Here is a 24,402-nt window from a genome sequence, read left to right on the forward strand (position 1 = left end):
TTGAATGACAGGAGTCATCATCATGCAGAGTTTAGTTAAATACTTAGCCTGTGTAGTGCTCGCCGGACTGGCGGGTTGTACCTTTCAGACGCCGCCTGCCTCTGCGCCAGACGCGGTTTCCCGCTCTATAACGCTTCAGGAGAAAGATGACAACCCCGTGTCGGGCGACGCATGCACCATCGAGATACTTAATGACGAATCCGTTTATTTGAACAGGAATGAGCACGACTGCAGAAATGACCAGATGAGTTTTTACAGGCTGACGGATGTACGGTCAGCGACGTATATTACATTAAAGGGTAACGATTGTGATGAGGGCGGTGGCTGGTGGTTTCTTCTGAAAACCATGATTGACCCGATGACGACCGAGTTGTTATCAATCAAGAACCTTGAGGTGTTGCCTGTGGGGTCTATGGTCGCGCCTGGCGTGAGGCTGGAAAGCAAGAAATATGCGGATGAAGATACGACCGGGAAGTTGTCGTGTGTCATCATTAATGTTTCTGAGTAACGCCGTTTATAACGGGCTCGTCCGTCGGGTGCGCGCAATGCGCACCCCCTTTTAATTATTTGATGTTTGATCAATCAAGCCTTTAACAGGGAGCGTTTCTATAATGACGATTTCAACGTCCGTGCATTCCAATGCTTTTAATTTCATGAGTTTCCTGCAGAACGGCGTCGATCCCCGTACCGGGCAATACACCGTCTCCATCACCTTGCCGGATGTAAAGTGCAATGGATTAAGAGGGCCGGGTTTGCCACTGGCGCTGAACTACAATCCGCTCAATGAACAGGACAGCGGTTTCGGGCTGGGCTGGAGCCTGCAACTGTCGCAATACGTTCCGGGTACCCAGATCCTCTCGTTGAGCAGCGGCGAAACATATAAGGTGGACGGTACTCAGGGTGATCAACTGACCATGTCGGAGAAAAAGCTCGACAGTTTTCATTTCTATAAGCAGGACGCCACCCATTACCGGCTGATGCACAAGTCCGGTCTGATGGAGATCCTTGAGGAAGTGGGTGCAACGGGTCACAAAGTGGCCCTGCCCAAACGCGTGCTGGCGCCTGAAGGGCATGGCTTGACGTTGAGTTACGCGCCCTTCGACAGCACGCACATGATGCTCAGCGAGGTAAAAGACGATGCGGGGCAGGTCTTGCTCAGCATCGAGCGCGACGGTGACACGGCGGTGCGTATTGCTTTGCACGCCCCACAGGTTGAACCGGTGAGATTCGTGATGATCCTGAGCGGAGCTGACCGCCATGTGACGCGCATCGAGTTGCCAACCGACAATGCCGCCTCATGGCGTTTCGGGTATGAGCGTTTTCTTGAGCATCTGTGCATGAAGACGGTGGACACTCCGGTCGGTGGGCATGAAGAGATTTTCTACAACGATGGGGGCCATGCGTTTCCTGACAATGCCGGGCGCCAGCCATTGCCCCGCGTCACCCGACACCTTATTGTTCCAGGCTTCGGCCAGGCCGATGTCGATGTCCACTACGGCTACGCGGACAGCCAGGGGCGCGAGCACAACTTTCTCGGCGCCGGCCTGGACATCGCGTGGCAGGACAATGGTCTGGACAACCTTTACCGCTATCGGGGTGCTGGCGGATATGACTACGTGTCCACCGAAACCCTGCGGGTCGAGGGGGAGGATGTGCGCAGCGTGGAGCGCATCTTCAACCAGTTTCATCTGCTGACAAGCGAGATCACCACGCAGAATGAGGCGGCCCACGAGGTAAAGACGACCTATCACCTGTTACCGGACCGACCCTTTGCCGAGCAGCCCAATTATTGCCAGTTGCCCAAGGAGGTCACGACCACCTGGCGCTGGCTGAAAGACGCACGGGTGCCGCGTAATGAAACCGTCAGCACCACCTATGACATCCATGGAAATCTGCTGGTCCAGACCCAGGCCAATGGCGTCGAGGAAACCAGCGTGTGGTATCCGGCCAGTGGAGAGGAGGGATGCCCCGCCGACCCTGAGGGTTTCGTGCGGTCGATCAAAAGCAAGACGGTCACCCCGGCACGTTCCGAGCATGGGCAGGCGCCCACGCTCGCGACCCGTTATCGCTACACCTCTCTGGCAGCGCTGGACGGCAGCGGGCGAGAAGACTGGCTTGCCATGCAAAGCGAAACCCTGGTGCAGCTGGATTCCGGTCTCAGGCAGCGGCTGCGCAGCACCGCCTATGGGCTTATCGATGAATTGACGACCGGCAAAGCGGACAGAAAACGGAGCTTGCGGCGGTCGGCTCATGCCTTTATCGACAGTCTGGTGAGGTTGGCCGGCGGCGAACAGCAGAATCTGCGACGTCAGGCTTACGACCTTGTCGGCCTCGTCGTGAAACTGGCCCCAGGTATCGGAAATGCGTTGCACAATGCCGTGCGTCAGGTGATCGACAGTTTGCTGGAGCAGGTCCCCGAGGCCGAACAGGAGTTGCAGTGCACGACCTATGACTACATTGATGATGTTCACGACGCCTTTCAACATGGCCGTGTCGGTGTGGAAACGTTGACTATGAACGGGCAGGCCACTGCCACGGCATTTGTCTACAGCACCCTCGATAGTCCTGCGCTCAAGGAAAGTGTGCAGCGCACCGTGCAGACAGTGACCGGCTTCGACGGGGCGACAAAGACCGTCACGCTCGAGCATTCGTTGTTCACCGGTGAACCGCTGCTCAACCGGGACGACAACGATGTGGAAATCCGTTACACCTACGACTCGCTGCGCCGTGTACTGAGCGAGACCGTAGCGCCGGATACCCCGTATACGGCGACCCGCAACTATAAATATCAGCTCTGTGCCAGCACTGCGGACCAGGCTGGGCAGGAGCTGTCCGACGTCAAGAATGTGAAGACCTGCAGCCGTTTTGACGGGTTGCACCGGGTGGTCTACGAGGAGCGCGATGATGCCGACAACCTGGCAAAGCTGGAACTGGAAAAGACCGTTGTTGTACAGCTGAAACTCAAAGACACCGCACCTGCAACGGCCCCTGCAACCGAGAAATCGGTAAAGGCCGTTCTTGAAAACCTGAAAACCCAACAGTCTGGCGAGCCGCGCCAGACGTACGCTGCCGTGTATGACGCGTGGGGTCATTTGATCGAGGAAACCGAATACGACTGGCTTGAGGCGTATGCTCTGGCGTTGACCAGCGCGGTCGAGTATGACGACTGGGGCGAGCAACGCTGTGTCACCGGGCCCGATGGCGTCAGGACCGTCGAGGAAACCGATCCTGTCGGGACACCGGAGTCTCAGGGGCCGATTCAGCGCAGCTGGACCGAAAGCAGCGGTGAGTCGGCGGTCAAAAGCGGCGTCAGTGAAACCTGGCTCAATCTGTTCGAAAAGCCGACCCGCAGCGTACGCCTGGACCTTGCCGACAAGCAGATCAGCCTGAGCGTCTATCACTATGATGGACTGGGCCGCAGCGCCGAAGAGATCGTCGGCTCTGGCGACCTCGCGCGCTCCACGCTCTACACCTACGATGCGTTCGACCGGGTTGTCGAAACCACGCTGCCCGACGGAAGCCTCGTACGACACACCTTTGCCACGCATAGCAGCGAAGATCTGCCGACGTGTGTCAGTGTCGAGCACAACGCCACGCTTTCAGTGCTCGGCGAACAGGTGTACGACGGCCTGGACCGAATGGTCAAATCCATTACTGGCGGACGCGAGCGTTCATTCGTCTATGACCCGGGGCAGATGCAGCCCGCACAGGTCACGACGCCAAGTGGGCAGCTCATCAAGTATGAGTATGAACCGCAGTTAGGCAGCGAACCGAAGTCGAGAGCCATCCCCGGCGCAGATGCTGTTTATACCTACGATAACAAAAATGCACGCCTGGTCAGTTCCAGTGAACAGGGCGAAGCGCTGAACCGCGAGTATTACAGCACCGGGGAGTTGAAGAACGAAACGCGTGTTTCCGCGGGCGATGCGAAAGACATGTTCTATGTGTATAGCCGACTCGGTCGACTGAGGCTGTATGCCGATGTACTGGAGCAGAATCAGGGGTACACATACGACGCTCATGGAAGGTTGACACAGACTTCGCTGGACACGCTGTGTTCCGATTTCACCTACGACGCCTTGGGCCGCACCGCCAGTATCCACACCGAGGATAGCGCCAGCGGGCAATATGTAACGGTCGATCTGGAATATGACGATCTGGGCCGGGAGATTCTGCGCACGTTCAATTTGAACGGCACTGAGCAGAAACTTGTGCAGGTTTATGACGATGTCGATGACATGGTCAAACGCACGCTTAGTGAAGGCGGTACAGTTCTGCGTGACGAAGATTATGGTTACGATGCACGTGGACGTCTGGTCAACTACACCTGTTCAGGCACGCTGAAACCGGTTGGCCCCGAAGGCGATCCCATTCATGCGCAGACCTTCATATTTGATGGCATGGATAACCTGACGCTGGTCAATACGACCACCGAAAAAGGGATCATTCTTGCCCAATACCGCTATGAAGGTGACGACCCTGTGCAGTTAAGCCGAATCGTGAAATCAGGTTATTTGCCGAGGGAGGAGATCTTGCTGGACTATGATCCGGACGGCAATCTGACCTTCGACGAGGCGGGGCGCACGCTCCTGTACGACGCGCTGGGGCGATTGATTGAAGTGGGCACGTTGCCCCATACCACCCGCCACAACTTCGGCCCTGATGATCAGCGCAGTGGTACGACCCGCAACGGTAACACCGACCGTCTTTTTTACCGCGATGGCACCTTGGCCAATCAAGTGAGTGGTAATCAGGGCAGCACCTTCATGCGGGGCGATGGCGAAGTCATTGCTCAAGTTCAGAACGGCAAGGCTGTGCTATTGGCCACCGACGACAACCGCAGCGTGCTGACCGAAGTCCAGGTCGAGGGTGTCAATCAGGGGGCGTACACCGCCTATGGCCACCGCAGCAGTCAACCGCCTCCGGTCAGCCGGTTGGCGTTCAACGGCGAATACACCGAATCCGATACTGGCTGGCAACTGCTCGGTAACGGCTATCGGGCCTACAACCCGACGCTGATGCGTTTTCACAGCCCCGACAGCCTGAGCCCGTTTGGCAAGGCAGGCTTGAACGCGTATGCGTATTGCAATGGGGATCCGGTGAATGCGGTAGACCCGGATGGGCATGCAGGGTGGTTTAGTCGGCTCTTCAGTTCTAGAAATGTCCTGACAACTCAGTCCATGGAGGCGCGGTCTATTCCGAGTGCTCTCAAACAAACGGCAAAATACTCCGGAGCTAAGAAACTGCACAAGATAACAGATAAAGATGTGAAAAATTATGAGACGATAAAAGAAGCACTGCAAGAGCGCTACGACAGTGCCGTAAAGAGGTTGAACTCTAAGACGTCTGGCTACGAGAGATCTGGTTACGCTAAAAACAAGGAGGCGGTGAGTCGCGAGCTTGAGTCCTATCGGAGTGAAGCGGCTCAAATGGAAGCCAGGTTGGAGACCTCGAAAAAAACCTATCTATATTTGCGTAGTCATAAGGGCAAGCCCGGAATTACTGGCATGTCCAGAGATTTAATCAGGAAGGAGAAGGAAGGTCTCGGTCAAGAAGAAATGAACCAGAGACTGGGAGCTAACAAGCAAATAATAGCTGGGCTGTCTGCGCAAGATAAACGCGGCCGCAACAGGTATGCTCAGAAATAGGGCATTTGATCCTGAAGCGTGACAATGATCGAAACGTAAGCATCAGTGAGCGGTGTTTGCAGTCCCGCTCACTCTTACAGTGCACCATTGCACGACTATCCGCCCCACACTTCTCATCCCAAAGAAATAATCCCCTCCCTGATCGCTATCACCAGTGCCGTTCTTAATGAGTGCACGCCGAACTTGCGGCGAATATTGCTGGTATGAAAGTACACAGTCGCTTCGGAACATCCCTGGATGCGCGAGATTTCCCAAGCGGATTTGCCTATCGCTACCCACTCCAGCACCTGCAATTCCTTGACCGTCAGTTTGACGAACGTTGGCCCGGCGGGAGGCCGCGATCCGGTACTCAACGCTGTTTCCTTGTCGCGACGCATGGCGGAGTCCTTTCCCTGAAGATCGCCAGGCCACGATACCTCCACCCGTTCCATCACGAACCTGACATAACTGACAGCGCTGCCAACGCTGAATGCCCTGTCCAGCGCGCGTCTTGACGCTTCTTTACAGCTTCTTTACGCCTCGCCCGGGTTGTCGATCTCGTGTCTTTACGCGTTGATTCCCGACAATGCTCGCACACGGCCATCACCGCATCCGATGTGGCCTGATCATGGGGAAATTGCAATGAGCGTTATGGATGGTATCTCTCTGTTGATGGGAGTCGGGCTGTTCATCTATCTGTTGGTGGCGCTGTTGCGCGCCGACCAGAACTAGGAGCGGCCATGCACAGTTATGACTACCTGTTGATCCTGGCCTTTCTGGTGTTGCTGCTGTTGCCTGCACCCTGGCTGGGACGTTTCTATTATCGGGTCATGGAAGGCGAACGAACCTGGTTGAGTCCGGTATTGGGGCCAGTCGAGCGAGCGTGCTACCGCATTTCCGGGGTCGATCCACGGCTGGAGCAGTCCTGGAAGCAGTACGCCTGGGCGCTGATGGCCTTCAATCTGGCCGGTTTCGTTTTATTGTTTGCGATCCTGCTGCTGCAAGGCGTGCTGCCGCTCAACCCGCAACAATTGCCGGGCATGGAATGGTCGTTGGCGTTCAACACCACCATGAGTTTCGTCACCAATACCAATTGGCAGGCCTACAGCGGTGAAGCGTCGCTCAGCTACCTGAGCCAGATGGTCGGCCTGACCGTGCAGAACTTCGTCAGCGCCGCCACTGGCCTGGCGGTACTGGTTGCGCTGTGCCGAGGCATCAGCCGACGCTCCTCCAGCAGCCTGGGCAACTTCTGGGCCGACATGACCCGCGCCACGCTTTACGGGTTGTTGCCGATCAGCATCGTGCTGGCCGTGTTTCTGGTCTGGCAGGGTGTGCCGCAGAACTTCGCGCATTACATCGACGCGCTGACGCTGCAAGGCACCGATCAAAGCCTGCCGATGGGCCCGGCCGCCAGCCAGATTTCGATCAAGCAACTGGGCACCAACGGCGGCGGTTTCTTTGGCGTGAACTCGGCGCATCCGTTCGAGAATCCGACGGCCTGGAGCAACCTGTTCGAGCTGGTATCGATCCTGCTGATCCCGGCCGCGCTGGTCTTCACCTTCGGCCACTACGTCAAGGACATGCGTCAGAGCCGGGCGATTCTCGGCTGCATGCTGGCGCTGCTGCTGATCGGTGGCGCGGTGTCGCTGTGGGCCGAATACCAGCCCAACCCGACGCTGAACCTGGCGGGCGTCGAACAGACCGCGCCGATGGAAGGCAAGGAGACCCGCTTCGGTACGACCGGCACCGTGTTGTGGTCGGTGGCGACCACGGCGGCCTCCAACGGCTCGGTCAACGGCATGCATGACAGCCTCAATCCGCTGGCCGGCATGGTTGCGCTGGTCAACATGATGGTCGGCGAAGTGATCTTCGGCGGCGTCGGGGTCGGCCTCAACGGCATGCTGCTCAACGTACTGATCGCGGTGTTTCTCGCCGGGTTGATGATTGGCCGCACGCCGGAATACCTGGGCAAGAAGCTGCAGGCCCGGGAGGTTCAATTGCTGGTCGCGACCTTGCTGGTGATGCCGGTCGGTGTGTTGGTGCTCGGCGCCATTGCCGCCAGCCTGCCAGGCCCGGCGGGTGCGGTCAGCAACCCTGGACCGCATGGCTTCAGTCAGTTGCTTTATGCCTACACCTCGGCCACGGCCAATAACGGCTCGGCGTTTGGCGGCTTCAGTGCCAACACGCTGTTCCACAACCTGATGCTCAGCGCAGGACTTTTCATTGGCCGCTTCGGCTACATCCTGCCGGTCCTGGCCCTGGCGGGCAGCCTGGCAATGAAGAAAAGCGTGCCACAGGGCCAGAACAGCTTTCCCACGCATGGCCTGTTGTTTGTCACCTTGCTGACCGTGACCATTCTGCTGGTCGGTGGCCTGACGTTCCTGCCCACCCTGGCACTAGGTCCGATTGCCGAACATTTGAGCCTGGGTTTCTGAGGAGCCGACCATGAATATGCCTATTTCTTCTGTCAAACAGGCCGACCCACAGGCCTCGCCCGCTTCTGCCAAAACCGGCCTGTCGGCGCTCTGGCGTCCGGCACTGCTGCAGGCTTTCGTCAAGCTGGATCCGCGTCTGCTCAAACGTTCCCCGGTGATGCTGGTGGTGGAACTGACCGCCATTCTGACCACGGTGCTGTGTGTCATTCCCGACCCGCAGGTCCCAACTTCGATCTGCGTACAGATCGCCTTGTGGCTGTGGTTCACCGTGCTGTTCGCCAACTTCGCCGAGGCGCTGGCCGAAGGCCGTGGCAAGGCGCGGGCCGACAGCCTCAAGGCGGGTAGCGAGGGTCTGAAAGCGCGCATCCGTGACGAGAGCGGCAGCCTGCACACGATCAACGCCAGCGAGCTGCGCAAAGGCGATGTGGTGCGCGTCGAGGCCGGTGAGATGATTCCCGGCGATGGCGAAGTCATCGAAGGCATTGCCGCCGTCAACGAAGCGGCGATCACCGGCGAGTCCGCGCCGGTGATACGCGAATCCGGTGGTGACCGCTCGGCGGTTACCGGCAATACGCGCCTGGTGTCCGACTGGTTGCTGGTGCGCATCAGCGCCAACCCCGGCGAGTCGACCCTGGACCGCATGATTGCATTGGTGGAAGGCGCGAAACGTCAGAAGACGCCGAATGAAGTGGCGCTGGACATTCTGCTGATCGGCCTGACCCTGATCTTCCTGCTGGTGGTGATCACCCTGCAGCCGTTCGCGCATTTTGCCGGTGGCAGCCTGCCGCTGGTGTTTCTGGTGGCGCTGCTGGTGACGCTGATCCCGACCACCATTGGCGGCCTGCTGTCGGCGATCGGTATTGCCGGGATGGACCGCCTGGTGCGCTTGAACGTGATCGCCAAATCCGGTCGTGCCGTCGAGGCGGCCGGTGACGTGCATGTGTTGCTGCTGGACAAGACCGGCACCATCACGTTCGGCAACCGTCGTTGCGCGGCGATCTATGCAGCGCCGGGCGTGACGCCCAAGGAACTGGCCGAAGGTGCATTGCTCGCGTCGTTGGCCGACGATACCGCCGAAGGCAAATCCATCGTCGAATTCCTGCGCAACCTGCACCCGATGAACGAGCCGACACTGGGTTCGGTGACCGCTGTGCCGTTCAGCGCCGACACCCGGCTGTCCGGTGTGGATTATCAGGGCCATGTTTACCGCAAGGGCGCGGTGGATTCGTTGTTGGCGTTCATCGAACTGCAACGCATCGATCTGCCTGCACCGCTGGCGCGTGAAGTCGACAAAATCGCCAAAACCGGTGGCACGCCGTTGCTGGTGTGCGCCAACGGCCGTCTGTTGGGCGCGATTCACCTCAAGGACGTGGTGAAGCCGGGCATCCGCGAGCGCTTCGAAGAACTGCGCAAGCTGGGCATCCGTACCGTCATGGTCACCGGTGACAACCCGCTGACCGCAGCGGCCATTGCTGCCGAGGCCGGGGTCGATGACGTGCTGGCCGAAGCCACTCCAGAGAAAAAGCTCGAGCGGATTCGTCAGGAGCAGGGCGAAGGGCGGCTGGTCGCCATGTGCGGCGACGGTGCCAACGATGCCCCGGCGCTGGCCCAGGCTGACGTCGGCATGGCCATGAACGACGGCACTCAGGCGGCACGCGAAGCGGCCAACATGGTCGATCTGGACAGCGACCCGACCAAACTGCTGGACGTGGTGCAGATCGGCAAGCAATTGCTGGTGACTCGCGGCGCGCTGACCACATTTTCGGTGGCCAACGACGTGGCCAAATACTTTGCGGTTCTGCCTGCTTTGTTCGCGGCGATCTACCCGCAACTGGCGGTGCTCAATGTGATGCAACTGGCCAGCCCGCAGAGCGCGATTCTGTCGGCGATCATCTTCAATGCGCTGATCATCGTGGTGCTGATCCCGCTGGCATTGCGCGGCGTGCGCGTGCAGGCCGCCAGCGCAGCGCATCTGCTGCGACGCAACCTGCTGATCTACGGCGTGGGCGGCATTGTCGTGCCGTTTCTGGGGATCAAGCTGATCGACATGTTGCTGGTTGCCGTGGGCCTTGTCTGAACCGTTGACCAGGCTGCATGCCGGTCGGCTTGCAGCTTCACCTGATTGAGGATGTACACGATGTCCAATGTATTGCGTCCGGCCCTGAGCCTGATCGTGTTGATGAGCCTGATCACGGGCGTGGCTTACCCGCTGCTGGTGACGGGCGTCGCGCAAGTGGCGTTCCCGGCGCAGGCCAACGGCAGCCTGCTGTACGACCAGGACGGCAAGGTGCGTGGTTCGGAATGGATCGCCCAGGCGTTCACCGGCGATGAGTGGTTTCAGCCTCGCCCTTCGGCGGGTGCTTTCGCGACCGTTGCCAGTGGTGCCAGCAACTTTGCGCCGAGCAATCCGGCGCTGGCGACTCGCGTCACCGAAGACGCGGCCAGGCTGGCGGTTGCCGGTCAGGGCCCGGTGCCGCTGGCCTTGCTGACCACGTCCGGCAGCGGCCTCGATCCGCATCTGTCACCCGAAGCGGCGGCCTGGCAAGCCTCGCGGGTGGCCGCGGCGCGTCAACTGCCGCTGGAGCAGGTTCAGGCATTGATCGAGGCCAACATCCGGCGTCCGCTGGTCGGTCCGCCCGTGGTCAATGTATTGACCTTGAATATGAGCCTGAATCAGTTACCGTCTGCACAACGCAACGCGCAGTTGTAACATCCGCTGAAACAATGAAAAGAGAGTGATACCCAACGTGAGTGATTCCGGTCGAGCAGACGCATTACTGGCTCAATTGCCCCGCGACGGCCGGGGGAGGCTCAAGGTCTTTCTGGGTGCCGCGCCGGGCGTGGGCAAGACCTACGCCATGTTGCAGGCCGCTCACAAACAGATGCGTCAGGGCGTGAACGTCATGGCCGGTGTGGTGGAAACCCACGGTCGCGCCGAAACCGAGGCGTTGCTCAACGGTCTGCCGCAGCAGCCGCTGTTGCGCAGCGAGTATCGCGGCATGACGCTGGAAGAAATGGACCTGGACGCCTTGCTCAAGGCGGCACCGAGCCTGGTGCTGGTCGACGAACTGGCGCACAGCAATGCGCCCGGCAGTCGCCATGCCAAACGCTGGCAGGATGTTCAGGAACTGCTGGCTGCGGGTATCGATGTCTACACCACGGTCAATGTTCAGCATCTGGAAAGTCTCAATGATCAGGTGCGTGGCATCACCGGCGTGCAGGTGCGCGAAACGCTGCCGGACTGGGTGTTGCAGGAAGCGTTCGACCTGATCCTGATCGACTTGCCGCCCCGTGAACTGCTTGAGCGTCTGCGCGAAGGCAAGGTCTACGTCCCGGAGCAGGCGCGCGCCGCGATTGATGCGTTCTTCACGCCGACCAACCTCAGCGCACTGCGCGAACTGGCAATGCAGACCGCCGCGACTCAGGTCGATAACGATCTGGCGCAGAGCTATCGGCAGTTGGGCCAGGCCGCCCCGGCGGTGCGCGGGCGTCTGCTGGTGGGCATCGACGGCGACATGCAGGCCGAAAGCCTGGTGCGTCATGCCAGCCGCGTCGCTCAGCGCCGCCATTTGCCGTGGAGCGCGGTGCATGTGGATGACGGGCAGACGCTGGACGAACAGTCCCGGGCCCGTCTGCAAGGTGCCCAGCAACTGGCCGAGCGGCTGGGCGGCGAAGTGGTTTCGCTGCGCGCCGGAGAAGTGGCCCGGACCCTGATCCAGCACGCGGTGGAACGGCGTGCCAACGTGGTGCTGGTCGGTCAGTCCCACAGGCACTGGCATCGTCGCCTGTTTGGCGGCGGTGTCGCGGCGCGGCTGCTGCGCGAGGGGCACGGTCTGGAAGTCTGCGTGCTCGATGACAGCGAGCAACTGACCGATCAGCCGCCCCGTGCCCGCCCGCTGCGTGACGTGGTGTGGTTCGATTACGGCCTGGCGCTGGCGGCCACGCTTTTGGCCAGTCTGGTGGCGTGGGGCGTGTCTGGGGTGCTGGCGTTGCCCAACATCTCGCTGATCTTTCTCGCTGCTGTACTGCTGGTGGCGGTGCGCAGCAGCATGGGGCCGGCGCTGGCCTGTGCCGGTCTGTCGTTTCTGGCCTATGACTTTCTGTTCATTCCGCCCAGCTTTTCATTGAGCATCCAGCGCGACGAAGACGTACTGACCCTGCTGTTTTTCCTGCTGATGTCGGCGCTGACCGGCAAACTGGCAGCGCGGCAGCGTCGGCAACTGCAGGCGCTGCGCGACACGCAGGAACAGACCAGCGAGTTGCTCGACCTGTCGCGCAAGATGACTGCCGCAACCGACAGCAAGGCGGTCTTTCATGCGGCAGAGCAGCATTTCAGTGGCTGGAAAGAGCTCAAGCTGTGCCTGCTGGATCGCGACAGGCAGGGCGGCTGGACGGTGGAAGCCGGCGGGCCGCTGACCTTTTCCGAAGCCGAACGCGCCGCGGCCGACTGGGCCTGGCAGCACGAGCAACCGGCGGGCAGCGGCACCGGCACGTTGCCGTCGGGGCAATGGTGGTGGTGGCCGATCACCGCTGAAGAAGGCCCCTTGGCGCTGCTCGGCGTCAGCGCCAGAAAAGGCCAGTCGTTCACTGCGCAGCACCGGCGTCTGCTGGCTGCGCTCACCCAGCCTTTGGCCCAGGCTCTGGCGCGTGCGCAATTGGCCGAAGAGCTGGAAGCTGCTCGTCTGCACGGCGAAACCGAACAACTGCGCAGCGCCTTGCTGGCCTCGGTGTCCCATGACCTGCGCACGCCATTGACCTCCATGCGCGGCAGCATCGACAGTCTGCTGGCGCTGGGTGAGGCCATCCCGCTGGAGGACCGGCGCGAACTGCTCGAAGGTACCCGCGATGAGGCCGAACGTCTGGATCGCTATATCCAGAACCTGCTGGACATGACTCGACTGGGCCACGGCGCGCTGAAGCTGGCGCGTGACTGGGTGTCGCCGGCCGACATCGTCGGCAGCGCGCTCAATCGGCTGCGCGCGGTGATGGCGTCGTTGCAGGTCAGCACCCAGGTCGCCGACGCCTTGCCGTTGCTGTATGTGCACGCCGCGTTGATCGAACAGGCGCTGGTCAACGTGCTGGAAAACGCCGCCCGTTTTTCGCCAGCGGGCGGTCGCCTGCACGTGGCGGCGGGGGTGATCGACAGTGAGCTGTTTTTCTCGGTCAGTGACGAAGGGCCAGGCATTCCCGAAGATGAACGGGCGAAGATCTTCGACATGTTCTACACCGCCGCACGCGGTGATCGGGGCGGTCAGGGCACAGGTCTGGGGCTGGCGATCTGTCAGGGCATGGTCGGCGCGCACGGCGGACGCTTGAGTGTCGAGGACGGCATCGACGGGCTGGGCACGCGCATCACGCTGTTCCTGCCTTTGCAGGCTCAACCTGAAGCTGAGCAGGAGGAGCAGGCTTGAGTCGATCCCGGGTTACGCTAGCGCTTACTGACGGCAACGAAACGGCAGCGCGCTCATGAGTCAGACGGCAACCATCCTGGTGATCGACGACGAACCGCAGATTCGCAAATTCCTGCGCATCAGCCTGGTGTCCCAAGGCTACAAAGTGCTGGAGGCCGCCACCGGTGCCGATGGTCTGACTCAGGCGGCGTTGAACAAGCCCGATCTGGTGGTGCTCGACCTGGGGCTGCCGGACATGGACGGCCAGCAGGTGCTGAGCGATATCCGCGAATGGTCGGCGGTGCCGGTTCTGGTGCTCTCGGTACGCGCCAGCGAGGCTCAGAAGGTTCAGGCGCTGGATGCCGGTGCCAACGATTACGTGACCAAGCCGTTTGGCATTCAAGAGTTTCTCGCCAGGATCCGCTCGCTGCTGCGTCAGGTGCCGGGCAGCGAAAAGCCCGAGTCTGCGCTCGGCTTTGGTCCGCTGACTGTGGATCTTGCGTACCGGCGCGTGCTGCTGGACGGCAACGAAGTCGCGCTGACCCGCAAGGAGTACGCCGTGCTGGCGCAACTGGCACGCCATCCCGGACGGGTCATCACCCAGCAGCAACTGCTCAAGGACATCTGGGGACCGACCCACACCGAGGACAGTCACTACCTGCGCATTGTGGTCGGGCACCTGCGTCAGAAACTGGGCGATGACCCGACCGCGCCAAGGTTCATCATCACCGAGGCTGGCGTCGGCTATCGGCTGCTGGCCAGGGAACCGTGACGCTTTGCGCCGCTTGACGACTGACGCATGGCGTCCTGGAGGGGGCTGACTACACCGAGGCGCTGGAGTTGCCCGGAAAGCGTGATCAGGCGCACAGGTTCAACGCTGGTCACGTTCATACCTGTCCAGCGTGTCACTGGCGATTTCCCGGCCCAGGGCGATCAGTTCCGGGGCCTTGTAGAACTCGAAGAACCGGCAGACACGTTTGGGTACGTTGATCAGAATGTCCGGCGGGTAACCGGCAATCTTGTACTGCGCCAGTGATGTCTGCATCACTTCGAAACTCTGGTTGATCAGGTCCAGCAGCGATGCAGGCCCCACGTTGTCGATGATGACCGAGCCGCTCGCCGATTTCGGCGCGCCTTCGGCTTGTGGCCCGGCGGCGGGTTGCTGGCCCTGCGGGTCTGCACTGGCTTCGCCGAGCCACGGGCTGGGGACGCGGGCGGCGGCCGTTTTCAGGCTGCTCGCATCGGCGGTGATCGCCGTTACGCCGGTGGTATCGGGTTTGCGCCGGAACGGCAGACGCGAGCCGAGCGAATTGATCAGCAGATCAAAGCGTTTCTTTACCGCAGGCGGCCGCTCGATGACCGGCAATTGATAATGTTGCTGATGGGTGGCGTTGAGGTTGACCGCCACGATTAAATCGCAGTGGCTGGACACCACCGGCACGATGGGCAGAGGGTTCAGCAGACCGCCATCGACCAGCATCCGGCCGCCCTGCATGACCGGTGTGAACAGGCTGGGAATGGCGGCAGACGCACGCATTGCCTGGTGCAGACAGCCTTCCTGAAACCAGATTTCCTGCTGGTTGGTCAGGTCCGTGGCCACCGCCGTGTAGGGAATGCGCAGGTCTTCGATGTCGATTTCGCCCACGATGTCGCGAATCTGACCGAAGACTTTTTCACCGCGTATCGCGCCAAGCCGGAAACTGACGTCCACCAGCCGCAGGACATCCAGATAATCCAGGCTTTCAATCCACTCGCGGTACTGTCCAAGCTTGCCCGCCGCGTAGATCCCGCCGACCACCGCACCCATTGAGCAACCCGCGATGCAGGCGATCTCGTAGTCGCGTTTTTCCAGTTCCTCGATCACGCCAATGTGGGCGTAACCCCGTGCTCCGCCCGACCCCAGTACCAGCGCTATGCGTTTTTTCATCCGTACGCTCCTGAGCAGTGGCTTACCTTACCTGTAACACCCGCCGTCACGCGACGAAAAGAGTTACCCTTGGGGCCGCGCGTGATGGCACTTTTACCGGGTAACGCCGTCAAAGCCGCACATTCCATTTCTACTCTTTGAGGTAACACCCATGAAAGCCTGGATCTGTCTGCCATTGTTCATCGTGGTTCTTGCAGGTTGTGCTGGCAAGACCGGGTATCGGGACAGCTGCGCCACTCAGCTCGACGCTGCCTGGCATGAGCTCGATCTGGCCAAGGCCGAAGGCTTTGCCGGCACCGTGAGTTACTCCAAGGCGCTTTCGCTGCTGACCGGTGCCAAGACCCAGCAACAGTTCGAAGCGTTCGAAGGCTGCACCGAGAAATCCGAAAAAGCCCGTTTCTACATTCGTGAGTCGCGCGCCGGTCGTTGATTGATCCCTGCGGGCAAGCGCTGTTCTGGCGCTTGCCCACTGCCGTTTTACCTCTGCTTCAGCAAATCCCCACTTCCTTTTGCGAAACGGCCTACGCTAACCGTAAAGGGTTCGGACGTTTGGCATCTTTTCACGTCTGACCAGACATCAAGCAGTCGCCGGGGAGGCGTTTCGATGGGCAACAGACTTGATGCATGCCTGAGCGCCATTAACGAAGTGGTGCTGGGCAAGGAAGCACAGGTACGTCTGGCGATGACCTGTCTGATCGGTGGCGGGCATTTGCTGATCGAAGACTTGCCCGGCATGGGCAAAACCACGCTCAGCCATGCGCTGGCGAAGATTCTGGGGCTGAGCTATCAGCGTATCCAGTTCACCTCCGATCTGCTGCCAGGCGACATTCTCGGCACGTCGGTGTTCGACCGCGACACCGGACAATTCACCTTTCATCCGGGGCCGATCTTCGCCGAACTGGTATTAGCCGATGAAATCAACCGGGCCACGCCCAAAAGTCAGAGCGCTTTGCTGGAAGCCATGGAAGAAGGGCAGGTGTCGATCGAAGGCGCTACCCGTCTTTTGCCCGATCCATTCTTCGTGATCGCAACCCAGAACCCTTTCAGTTCCGGCGGCACCTTCGCGTTGCCAGAGTCTCAGCTGGATCGCTTCCTGATGCGTATTTCCATGGGCTATCCGGCCAGGGCCGCCGAAAAGGCACTGTTGCTGGGCGAGTCGAGGCGTGAACTGCTACCGCGTCTGCAGCCGATGCTCGACCACACGCTGCTCGGTCAGTTACAGGCCGAGGCTCGGCAGGTGAGGGCCAGCGATGCGCTGGTCGATTACGTGCTGCGCCTGGTGGATGCGACTCGCAGTCAGCCGCAGTTCGCTTATGGGTTATCGCCACGTGCCAGTCTGGCGATTCTGGCCGCGTCGCGGGCCTGGGCCATGTTGACGGGGCGCGATTATGTGATTCCGGAAGACGTGCAGGCGGTGCTGCCTTCGGTGGTCGGGCACCGGCTGCGTGAGCGGACCGACCCGACCGGCCATGGCGGCGGGGCGCTGGTGCAATGGCTGCTGCGTGAGGTGCCAGTGCTTTGATCCCGCCGCTCAAACCGTTCTGGCAACGCTGGCTGGCAAAGCGCATTCCCGCAGCGTCGCGTATCGTGCTCGATCATCGGCGCATTTTCATTCTACCGACCCGCACCGGCGCGACCTTCGCCGTAGTGTTGGTTCTGATGCTGTTGGTCGCGATCAACTATCAGAACAGCCTGGCGTACGGCCTGACCTTCCTGTTGCTGTCGGTCGGGGTGCTGGCGATTTTGCACACCTACCGAAACCTGAGTGGGCTGATCCTCAGTGCCGGGCCGGCACGTTCGGTGTTCGTTGGCGAACCGGTGCAGTTGCGTCTGCGCCTGGAAAGCTCAAGCCAGGCGCATCAGGCACTCGGGTTTGGATGGGACGCCGTGAACCTGCAACACGGCGACGTCAGCGCTCAAGGAATGAGCGAAGTCGAGTTGACGCTGCCGGCAGAGCAGCGTGGCTGGCTGCGTGCGCCCCGGCTGCGGGTGGAAAGCCTGTTCCCACTGGGCATCTTTCGCGCCTGGACCTGGCTGGATCTGGAGCAGACGGCGCTCATCTACCCCAGACCGCTGGCTGGCACCATGCCGTTGCTCACGGGTGTGCAGCCTCATGCCGAGGATGACGGTCACGCGACTCAAGGTGCGGGCGTGGATGACTATCAGGGATTGCGCGGCTACCAGCCGGGCGATAACCGTGGGCGTTTGCACTGGAAAGCCTATTCTCGAGGGCAGGGGCTGCTGGTCAAGGATTTCACCGATTTGAGCGGCCACGAGCTTTGCCTGGATTTTCTCGCATTGGGCGGCGACATCGAAGAGCGCCTGTCGCGCCTGTGTTATTGGGTGCTGGAGTTGTCGGAGCGTCGCCAACCCTTTGCACTGCGCCTGCCGGGCTTTCTGTCCAGCGTGGACAGCGGCGACGCGCACCGGGAAACCTGTCTGCGTGCGCTGGCGCTGTACGGACAGCGACCATGATCGGCAAAGCGGCGGTGAGTCAGCCCATTCCGCGTGTCAGCCTGACCTGGCTGTTACTGGCGCAGGCGTTGGTGGTGGTGCCGTTCGCGTGGCATGTACCGGTGTCGATCATGGTCTTGTGGCTGGGCTGCGCGATCTGGCGGGTTCAGGCGTTTCGCATGCGCGTGCGACTGCCCGGCACTTGGGTCAAGTCCGGGTTGCTGGTCGGCACGACGGGTGGCGTCTATCTGGCCCGTGGCAGCCTGGTCGGGCTGGACGCCGGGGCGGCGCTGCTGGTGGCGGCTTTTGTCCTGAAAATGCTGGAGATGAACACCCGCCGGGATGCCCGGGTGCTGATCTTCCTCGGCTTTTTCTGTGTGGTGGTGGGCTACCTGTTCGAAGACAGTCTGCTATGGGCGCTGTTCAGCCTGTTGCCGATCGGTGCTCTGCTGGCGGCGTTGATCGGTCTGCAGCAACCGAGTCTGGCCGGTCGGCCAGCCGCAACCCTGAAGCTGGCGTTCAAGCTGATGGCTCAGGCCGTACCGTTGATGCTCTTGCTGTTCCTGTTCTTTCCGCGTCTGGATCCCCTTTGGTCACTGCCACAGCCCAGCAATAGAGGGTTAACCGGCCTGTCGGACAACATGGCGCCGGGCGACATGGCCGAGTTGAGCCGATCCCCCGCGCTGGTTTTTCGCGCCAGTTTCGAAGGGCCGATCCCTGCGCGCAGCCAATTGTACTGGCGCGGTCTGACGCTCGAGCAGTTCGACGGTCGTCGCTGGTCACAGTCGGCGCGGGCCCAGACCGTGCAAATCCCGCAGTGGCAGAAGCGCGGCGAGGCGCTCAGCTACAGCGTCGTCATGGAAGCCAGTGGGCGGCCCTGGTTGCCGAGCCTCGATGTGGGCGAAACCCCGCTGCCCGACGTGCGCCAGATGAGCGACTTCCGCCTGCAACACCGCCGTCCGGTCGAGCAGTCGCTGATGTACAGCGTCAAGTCCTGGCCTGATAGCCTGCGTGACGCGCAGATCAGCGAGCAGATCCAGCGTCAGGGTCTGCAACTGCCTGCCAAGGGCAATCCACAGGCCAGGCAATGGGCCGACGAGTTGCGGCGTCGCTATGCCGGTCCTGATGCGCTGGTGCAGGCGATATTTGGCTACTTCGCCGACCAGCCTTTTCACTACACGCTCAAACCAGCGCTGCTCGGCACCGACAGCATTGATGATTTCCTGTTTGCCAGCCGCCGTGGCTTTTGCGCGCATTACGCTGGCGCCATGACCTTCGTGCTGCGCTCGGCGGGCATTCCGGCGCGCGTCGTGGCCGGCTATCAAGGCGGCGAACTCAACCCGGACGGCCAGTACCTGACGGTGCGCCAGTTCGATGCACACGCCTGGGTGGAATACTGGCAGCCGGATGTAGGCTGGCGCAGTGTCGACCCGACCGCCGCAGTCGCGCCTCAGCGCATCGAACAGGGGCTGGAACAGGCACTGGCCGCCGACGAAGATTTTCTTCAGGATTCACCGATGTCCGCTTTGCGCTATCGCCATGTGCCGTGGATCAACGCATTGCGCCTGAGCTGGGACAACCTCAACTACGGTTGGCAGCGCTGGGTACTGGGTTATCAGGGGCAACAACAGTTACAGGTACTCAGCCGCTGGTTTTCGGATTTTCAGGCGCCGGTGTTCGTGGCGGGCATCGTACTTTCTCTGGGTTTGGCAGCTTTGTGGCTGTTCAAACCCTGGCAGCGGGAAAGTGATTCACAGTTGCGAGCGTTCATCGTGTTTGAACGCTTGCTGGCCCGCCATGGTCTGCGTCGTATGCCGGGCGAAGGTGCCGAGGCGTTTTGCGAGCGTGCGGTGCGCTACTTTCCTTTGCAGGCCGAAGCGATCGAGGCCTTTGTCGTTGAGTTTCAGACGCAGCGCTATGCGGGACATCCTGCCTCGGCAAGCCGCTTGCGCAGCCGCCTGAAGCAGTTGCGTCGGCAATTGCCCTGGCGCTTGTCGGCGGCCCGTAAGCATCATTAACAGGATCTTTTGTAAGAGGAAATTGCATGTCTTCCATGGTGGATCATCTAGTCGCCGAAGTCCTCGCGCTGGATGTCAAATTACTCGCCTGCCAGGCGCGTCTGGCTGTCTCGACCGACAGTGAAGCGCTGCATGACCTGCGCACCACCGTGCGCCGCCTGCGCAGTGTGTTGCGGCCCTTGCGCGAATTCTCCGGTGTCACTCAATTGGAGGATGCAGCGAAAGCCGTCGGCCAGTTGACCACCCCGTTGCGCGACATGCAGGTGCTGGCGGCGTTTCTCGAAGAGCAGGGCCTGAGCGAGGCCGCTCGCAAGCGCAATGACCACCTGAGCAGCGCCTGCCCCAGCGTGGCGAAGTCCGCTGAACTTGGCCAGTTGCTGACCCTCATCGATCAGTTCCCGACCCTGCTGCGCATGCAGCAGCGTCAAGGCCTGTTGCGCGGGCTGCGCAAGACCATCGAAAAGCGAATGGACAAGCAGTGGCGCAAACTGCGCACGGCAATGGCCGAGCCCGACCATGATCGCCACGACCTGCGTTTGCTGATCAAGCGCGTGCGCTACGCCGCCGAGGCTTATCCGGAACTGAGTCATCAGCCGAAGAATATGCAGGCGCGTCTGAAGGCGGCGCAAAGTGCACTGGGCGACTGGCACGATCATCTGCAGTGGTTGGCGCAGGCAGGTGAACAGCCTGACCTGGCACCCTGCATTGCAGGCTGGCAGATCGGAATCCTTCGCGCCGAGCGCAAGGGCGAAGCGTCGCTGAAGCGTCTGGCCAAGGCCTGTTTTTAAAGTCTGAGACGGGGAAAGGAGTTTTCCTACGACGAGCAGGTCATTCAGGCCGCAATTATGGCTGATACGTGGCATGTCAGTGGGGCATAGGATGAGTACCATCATGCTTATTCGCCTCGAACCCCGCAGGGACGCCTCATGACTTTTTCCGAACTGATCGACGCTGTACGTGATAATCCCGGCGCTGTGACGATTCCTGCCGAATGGTCTCAAGGCCGGGCCTGTTTCGGCGGCCTGATGGCGGCACTGACCTATGAAGCCATGCGCAGCCAGGTCCCGGAAGGCAGACCGGTTCGTTCGCTGGGGATCACGTTCGTCGGGCCTGCCGAGCCGGGTGTGCCAATCTCGTTCGAGGTCGAGATTCTGCGCCATGGCAAGGCTGTCAGCCAGGTGCTGGGGCGTGCGCTGCAGAACGGTCAGGTCATGACGCTGATGCAGGGCAGTTTCGGTGCATCGCGCGAGTCGATGATTTCGGTCATGGCCGAATCCGCACCGTCGCTCAAATCAGTGGAGCAGTGTCCCGAGTTGCCTTTCGTCAGCGGTCTGATGCCCGACTACCTGCGCTTCATGGAAATCCGCTGGGCGCTGGGCGGCTTGCCTTTCAGCAACACCCCTTCACCTGCCATTGGCGGCTATGCCCGGTTTCGCGACACCACGCAGTCGCAGCCGATGACCGAAGCGCACATTCTGGCGTTGGTCGACACCTGGCCGCCTGCGGTATTGCCACACCTGAACCGGCCTGCACCCGGCAGCTCGCTGACCTGGACCATCGAGTTCGTGCAGCCGCAACCGCAGCTCGACACGTTGCAATGGTGCAGTTATCGCGCAGTGATCGAACACGCTCAGGATGGGTATGGGCACACGGCTGCAATGATGTGGTCGCCCGACGGTGCGCTGATCGCAATCAGCCGTCAGGCGGTAACGGTATTTGGTTAGCACTGGGTTAGCGGTGGGCTGAACGGCACACCTTATCTGCAAGAGCCGTCATGGAAACTATCGCCGGTGCCGCTGTTTCCAGGCGCGCCACCAGGCGCCGCTCAACACGAAGCGCGGGAAGGTCACGAACTGCTCGACCAGCAAGCGTTTGACCGCATCGCCGCGGTCACTGAACGGCTCGGGCGACTGCGTTTCCAGCGTGTGACCATGGCGTTGAAAAGCCAGTGCCGCGATCAGGCCGATGACGCCGATGGCTATCGAGGAAATGCTCAGCGAAAACAGCCCGTCAACGATCAGCAGGGCGGCCAGAATGAACAACGGAACGGCGATCAGGTGCAGCACCAGATTGGCCGGATGTTGATGATTGTCGGCATAGCCACGCCACTGCCATGTGTGGAGATTGGGAAGTCGCTTGCCCATACTGCTGTCCTCTTCAATGCTTGATGCATCCGTTGTGATGCAGGCAGTGCGTCACGCATTCAACGCACTGCTCGATGCTTGAAGAATAGGCCCGACCTCGTCGTGCCGCGAGTCAACGCTGACTATCGGCTCGATAGGTGGTTACAGCTTGAGCTGCCCGATAGCGGTGTTCAGCTCGCCCGCCAGTACCGCGAGTTCGCCGCTGGTGGTGGCGGATTCCACAGTCTGTGACACGGTGCGCTCGGTCACATCGCGAATGCTCACCACCGCACGGTTCATCTCTTCGGCAACCTGGCTCTGCTGCTGGGCGGCCACGGCGATCTGCGTATTGCTTTCGCGCATCTGGCCCACGGCTGCGGCGATGGCCTCCAGGGCCTCACCGGCTTCCCGGGCTTGCTTCACGCACTCATCGGCCTTGAACGAGCTGTCCTGCATGAAGTCCACGGCATCGCGGGTGCCGCTTTGCAGGGTGGACACCATGGTGGTGATTTCGTCGGTGGAGGACTGCACCCGTTTGGCGAGGTTACGCACCTCATCGGCGACCACCGCGAAGCCACGTCCCATTTCACCGGCGCGTGCGGCCTCGATGGCGGCGTTGAGTGCCAGCAGGTTGGTCTGTTCGGCGATGCTGTGGATCACGCTGACCACGCCATTGATTTTCTGGCTGTCCGCAGCCATGCGCTGGATCATCCCCGCCGTCTGCTGCACGCCACTGGACAGGCTGGCAATCGACAGCTGAACACGCTCGACCACCGCCTTGCCGCTGCCTGCCAACGCATCGGCGGTCTGCGACTGGTCGCGGGTGGTAGTCGCATGCTGCGCGATGTGGTGGACGGTGGCCGTCATCTCGTTGATCGCCGTGGCGACCTGATCGGTTTCGCTCTGCTGGCCGAGCATGCCGTGACGAACGTCGGTCATGCCCGCTGCCAGGTGGGCGGCACCCTGATCCAGTCTGACAGCGGTCTGCGCAACGGTGGCGACCACGCGCTGATACCCGGCCTGCAAGGCATTGAATGCCTTGGCCATCTGCCCGACTTCGTCATCACTGCCATTGGGGACGCGGGCCGACAGGTCACCGGTCTTTTCCACATGCAGCATCACATCCTTGAGTGTATTGAGCTGGCTGAGCAGAAAGCGGATCAGCAGCTGCGACGCGCCGAGCATCACGATCATCAAGACGAAGACGGCGATCGCGTAATGAGCAAAATGCCGTTCAAGCACCTCGGTGAAGGTAGGTGCATTCGTCAGCGCGGCGTTATCGGCGGGCAGTGGCTGACCGACCGGCCAGTGCGTGATCAGTTGCTCGACGTCATGGGCCGCGTTCTGCAGTGACTGCTGCTCCAGTTGCACGGCGTACAGCACCAGCAGCAAGGTGGTGACGAAGGCAACCGCATTGACGGCCCAGAATTTGTACTTGAGTGACAGGTTGCCAAGCCATGAGCCCATGAGCGGTCTTCTTTGATGGTAGGTAGTGATAGCAGCAAGATGCCATTACCCTAATCCAGCCTTCAGTGCCGCCGTTGACGCGGATCAAGAAAAGCGCGGATTTTCGTCGGTTGCTTTCGCAAGCACCGGCAGACCAAAGAAATCCCGGGCACATGCCGTGCTGTGGCGGGCCAGATCGTCCTCGGTCTCACCCCGGTGCAGCGCGACCTCGCGCAGCACTTCGGGCAAGTAGGCGGGCTCGTTGCGGCCGTTTTTCGGTTTGGGGCGCAGGCTGCGCGGCAATAGATAAGGCGCGTCGCTTTCCAGCATCAGACGACCGCGAGGGATATTGCCTACCAGCGGATGCAGGTGAGTGCCGCGACGTTCATCGCAGATCCAGCCGGTGATGCCGATGTGCAGGTCCAGATCCAGATAACTGAACAGCGCGGCCCGCTCGCCGGTAAAGCAGTGTACGACGGCTGCAGGCAGGCGGTCGCGGTAGTCGCGCAGGATGTCCAGCAGGCGCTGGTTGGCGTCGCGCTCGTGCAGAAACACCGGCAATTGCAGTTCCACGGCCATCGCCAGGTGTGCTTCCAGAACCTTTTCCTGTTGCGGGCGAGGGGAGAAGTCGCGGTTGAAATCCAGCCCGCATTCGCCGACGGCACGCACGCGATTTTCCTTGAGCAGCGCATGCAACTGTTTCTCGGTGTCGCCGGTCCAATCGCTCGCCGAGTGGGGGTGAATGCCGGCCGTGCAGAACAGTCTTAGAGCGCTGTCATCCAGCTCCTGACACAGTTGCAGGGCCTGTTCGCTGCCTTCGACGCTGGTGCCCGTGACCACGAGTTGGTCGACGCCTGCGGCATAGGCACGGTCGAGTACCGCCTGTCGCTGTGAAGCGAAGCTGGCGTTAGTCAGATTGACGCCAATGTCGATGAGTTGCATGGTGCTACCTCCAGCGCAAGGCTGCCGAGCATATCAGAGC

Annotated in this window: 19 protein-coding genes and 1 pseudogene; 14 read left to right on the forward strand and 6 right to left on the reverse strand. The window is 60.9% G+C overall.

The window, feature by feature from the left end:
- Positions 1-22: 22 nt before the first annotated feature.
- Positions 23-508, forward strand: coding sequence for a hypothetical protein (locus BZK31_RS06480; protein ID WP_083181966.1), 486 nt, complete (start codon positions 23-25; stop codon positions 506-508).
- A gap of 103 nt (positions 509-611) precedes the next feature.
- Positions 612-5,648: an RHS repeat-associated core domain-containing protein gene (locus BZK31_RS30025; RefSeq protein WP_244182641.1), complete on the forward strand. Its 5,037-nt coding sequence runs from the start codon at positions 612-614 to the stop codon at positions 5,646-5,648.
- Between the two features lie 113 nt (positions 5,649-5,761).
- Here BZK31_RS30025 and BZK31_RS06490 read toward each other — a convergent pair whose 3' ends face one another.
- Positions 5,762-6,025, reverse strand: coding sequence for a helix-turn-helix domain-containing protein (locus tag BZK31_RS06490; RefSeq protein ID WP_083181967.1), 264 nt, complete (start codon positions 6,023-6,025; stop codon positions 5,762-5,764).
- Between the two features lie 244 nt (positions 6,026-6,269).
- On the opposite strand from BZK31_RS06490, the gene kdpF reads away from it, so the two are divergent.
- From kdpF to BZK31_RS06520, 6 genes are read left to right on the forward strand one after another with little or no spacing between them, the layout of a single operon-like run.
- Complete coding sequence (gene kdpF / locus BZK31_RS06495) at positions 6,270-6,359, forward strand: K(+)-transporting ATPase subunit F (RefSeq protein ID WP_004882540.1); 90 nt, start codon at positions 6,270-6,272, stop codon at positions 6,357-6,359.
- Positions 6,360-6,367: 8 nt separating this feature from the next.
- Positions 6,368-8,062: a potassium-transporting ATPase subunit KdpA gene (gene kdpA / locus BZK31_RS06500; RefSeq protein ID WP_083181968.1), complete on the forward strand. Its 1,695-nt coding sequence runs from the start codon at positions 6,368-6,370 to the stop codon at positions 8,060-8,062.
- A gap of 10 nt (positions 8,063-8,072) precedes the next feature.
- On the forward strand, positions 8,073-10,139 hold the full coding sequence (kdpB, locus tag BZK31_RS06505) for a potassium-transporting ATPase subunit KdpB (RefSeq protein ID WP_083181969.1): 2,067 nt from the start codon (positions 8,073-8,075) through the stop codon (positions 10,137-10,139).
- Between the two features lie 60 nt (positions 10,140-10,199).
- Positions 10,200-10,772, forward strand: coding sequence for a potassium-transporting ATPase subunit KdpC (kdpC, locus tag BZK31_RS06510; RefSeq protein ID WP_083181970.1), 573 nt, complete (start codon positions 10,200-10,202; stop codon positions 10,770-10,772).
- Positions 10,773-10,809: 37 nt separating this feature from the next.
- Positions 10,810-13,473 carry a sensor histidine kinase gene (locus BZK31_RS06515; protein WP_083182053.1) on the forward strand — a complete coding sequence of 888 codons (2,664 nt, stop codon included), beginning with the start codon at positions 10,810-10,812 and terminating at the stop codon, positions 13,471-13,473.
- A 55-nt stretch (positions 13,474-13,528) separates the two neighbouring features.
- Positions 13,529-14,224 (forward strand): response regulator, encoded by a 696-nt coding sequence (locus BZK31_RS06520; protein WP_083181971.1) that lies wholly within the window; start codon positions 13,529-13,531, stop codon positions 14,222-14,224.
- A 99-nt stretch (positions 14,225-14,323) separates the two neighbouring features.
- On the opposite strand, the gene BZK31_RS06525 is transcribed toward BZK31_RS06520, so the two are convergent.
- Complete coding sequence (locus BZK31_RS06525; RefSeq protein WP_083181972.1) at positions 14,324-15,379, reverse strand: patatin-like phospholipase family protein; 1,056 nt, start codon at positions 15,377-15,379, stop codon at positions 14,324-14,326.
- 151 nt (positions 15,380-15,530) lie between these two features.
- Between BZK31_RS06525 and BZK31_RS06530 the strand changes: the two genes are divergently transcribed.
- The 6 genes from BZK31_RS06530 to BZK31_RS06555 all read left to right on the forward strand — a co-directional run bounded on the left by BZK31_RS06530 (position 15,531) and on the right by BZK31_RS06555 (position 21,575).
- The gene (locus tag BZK31_RS06530) at positions 15,531-15,809 is read left to right on the forward strand and encodes a hypothetical protein (protein WP_024687857.1); all 279 of its coding nucleotides are present in this window, start codon (positions 15,531-15,533) and stop codon (positions 15,807-15,809) included.
- A 174-nt stretch (positions 15,810-15,983) separates the two neighbouring features.
- Positions 15,984-16,901, forward strand: coding sequence for an AAA family ATPase (locus BZK31_RS06535; RefSeq protein WP_083181973.1), 918 nt, complete (start codon positions 15,984-15,986; stop codon positions 16,899-16,901).
- Entirely contained in the window at positions 16,898-17,854 is a 957-nt protein-coding gene (locus tag BZK31_RS06540; RefSeq protein ID WP_083181974.1) for a DUF58 domain-containing protein, read from the forward strand. Before BZK31_RS06535 ends, BZK31_RS06540 begins: the two co-directional genes overlap by 4 nt.
- Complete coding sequence (locus BZK31_RS06545) at positions 17,851-19,851, forward strand: transglutaminase TgpA family protein (RefSeq protein WP_083181975.1); 2,001 nt, start codon at positions 17,851-17,853, stop codon at positions 19,849-19,851. The genes BZK31_RS06540 and BZK31_RS06545 overlap by 4 nt, the downstream gene beginning before the upstream one ends.
- 35 nt (positions 19,852-19,886) lie before the next feature.
- Positions 19,887-20,639, forward strand: coding sequence for a CHAD domain-containing protein (locus BZK31_RS06550; protein WP_167377872.1), 753 nt, complete (start codon positions 19,887-19,889; stop codon positions 20,637-20,639).
- A 138-nt stretch (positions 20,640-20,777) separates the two neighbouring features.
- Positions 20,778-21,575, forward strand: a complete 798-nt coding sequence (locus BZK31_RS06555; protein ID WP_083181977.1) for an acyl-CoA thioesterase — start codon at positions 20,778-20,780, stop codon at positions 21,573-21,575.
- Between the two features lie 57 nt (positions 21,576-21,632).
- On the opposite strand, the gene BZK31_RS06560 is transcribed toward BZK31_RS06555, so the two are convergent.
- The 4 genes and pseudogenes from BZK31_RS06560 to BZK31_RS06570 form a co-directional block, all read right to left on the reverse strand.
- Positions 21,633-21,995: an Mpo1-like protein gene (locus BZK31_RS06560; protein ID WP_083181978.1), complete on the reverse strand. Its 363-nt coding sequence runs from the start codon at positions 21,993-21,995 to the stop codon at positions 21,633-21,635.
- 141 nt (positions 21,996-22,136) lie between these two features.
- Positions 22,137-22,673 carry a methyl-accepting chemotaxis protein gene (locus BZK31_RS30555; protein WP_415639587.1) on the reverse strand — a complete coding sequence of 179 codons (537 nt, stop codon included), beginning with the start codon at positions 22,671-22,673 and terminating at the stop codon, positions 22,137-22,139.
- A 333-nt stretch (positions 22,674-23,006) separates the two neighbouring features.
- A pseudogene (locus tag BZK31_RS30560) lies at positions 23,007-23,441 on the reverse strand (HAMP domain-containing protein); the annotation flags it as partial.
- 84 nt (positions 23,442-23,525) lie between these two features.
- Positions 23,526-24,362: a TatD family hydrolase gene (locus BZK31_RS06570; protein WP_083181980.1), complete on the reverse strand. Its 837-nt coding sequence runs from the start codon at positions 24,360-24,362 to the stop codon at positions 23,526-23,528.
- Between the last annotated feature and the right edge of the window lie 40 nt (positions 24,363-24,402).

It is taken from the genome of Pseudomonas floridensis, from assembly GCF_002087235.1.
GTDB classification, from domain to species: Bacteria; Pseudomonadota; Gammaproteobacteria; order Pseudomonadales; family Pseudomonadaceae; genus Aquipseudomonas; species Aquipseudomonas floridensis.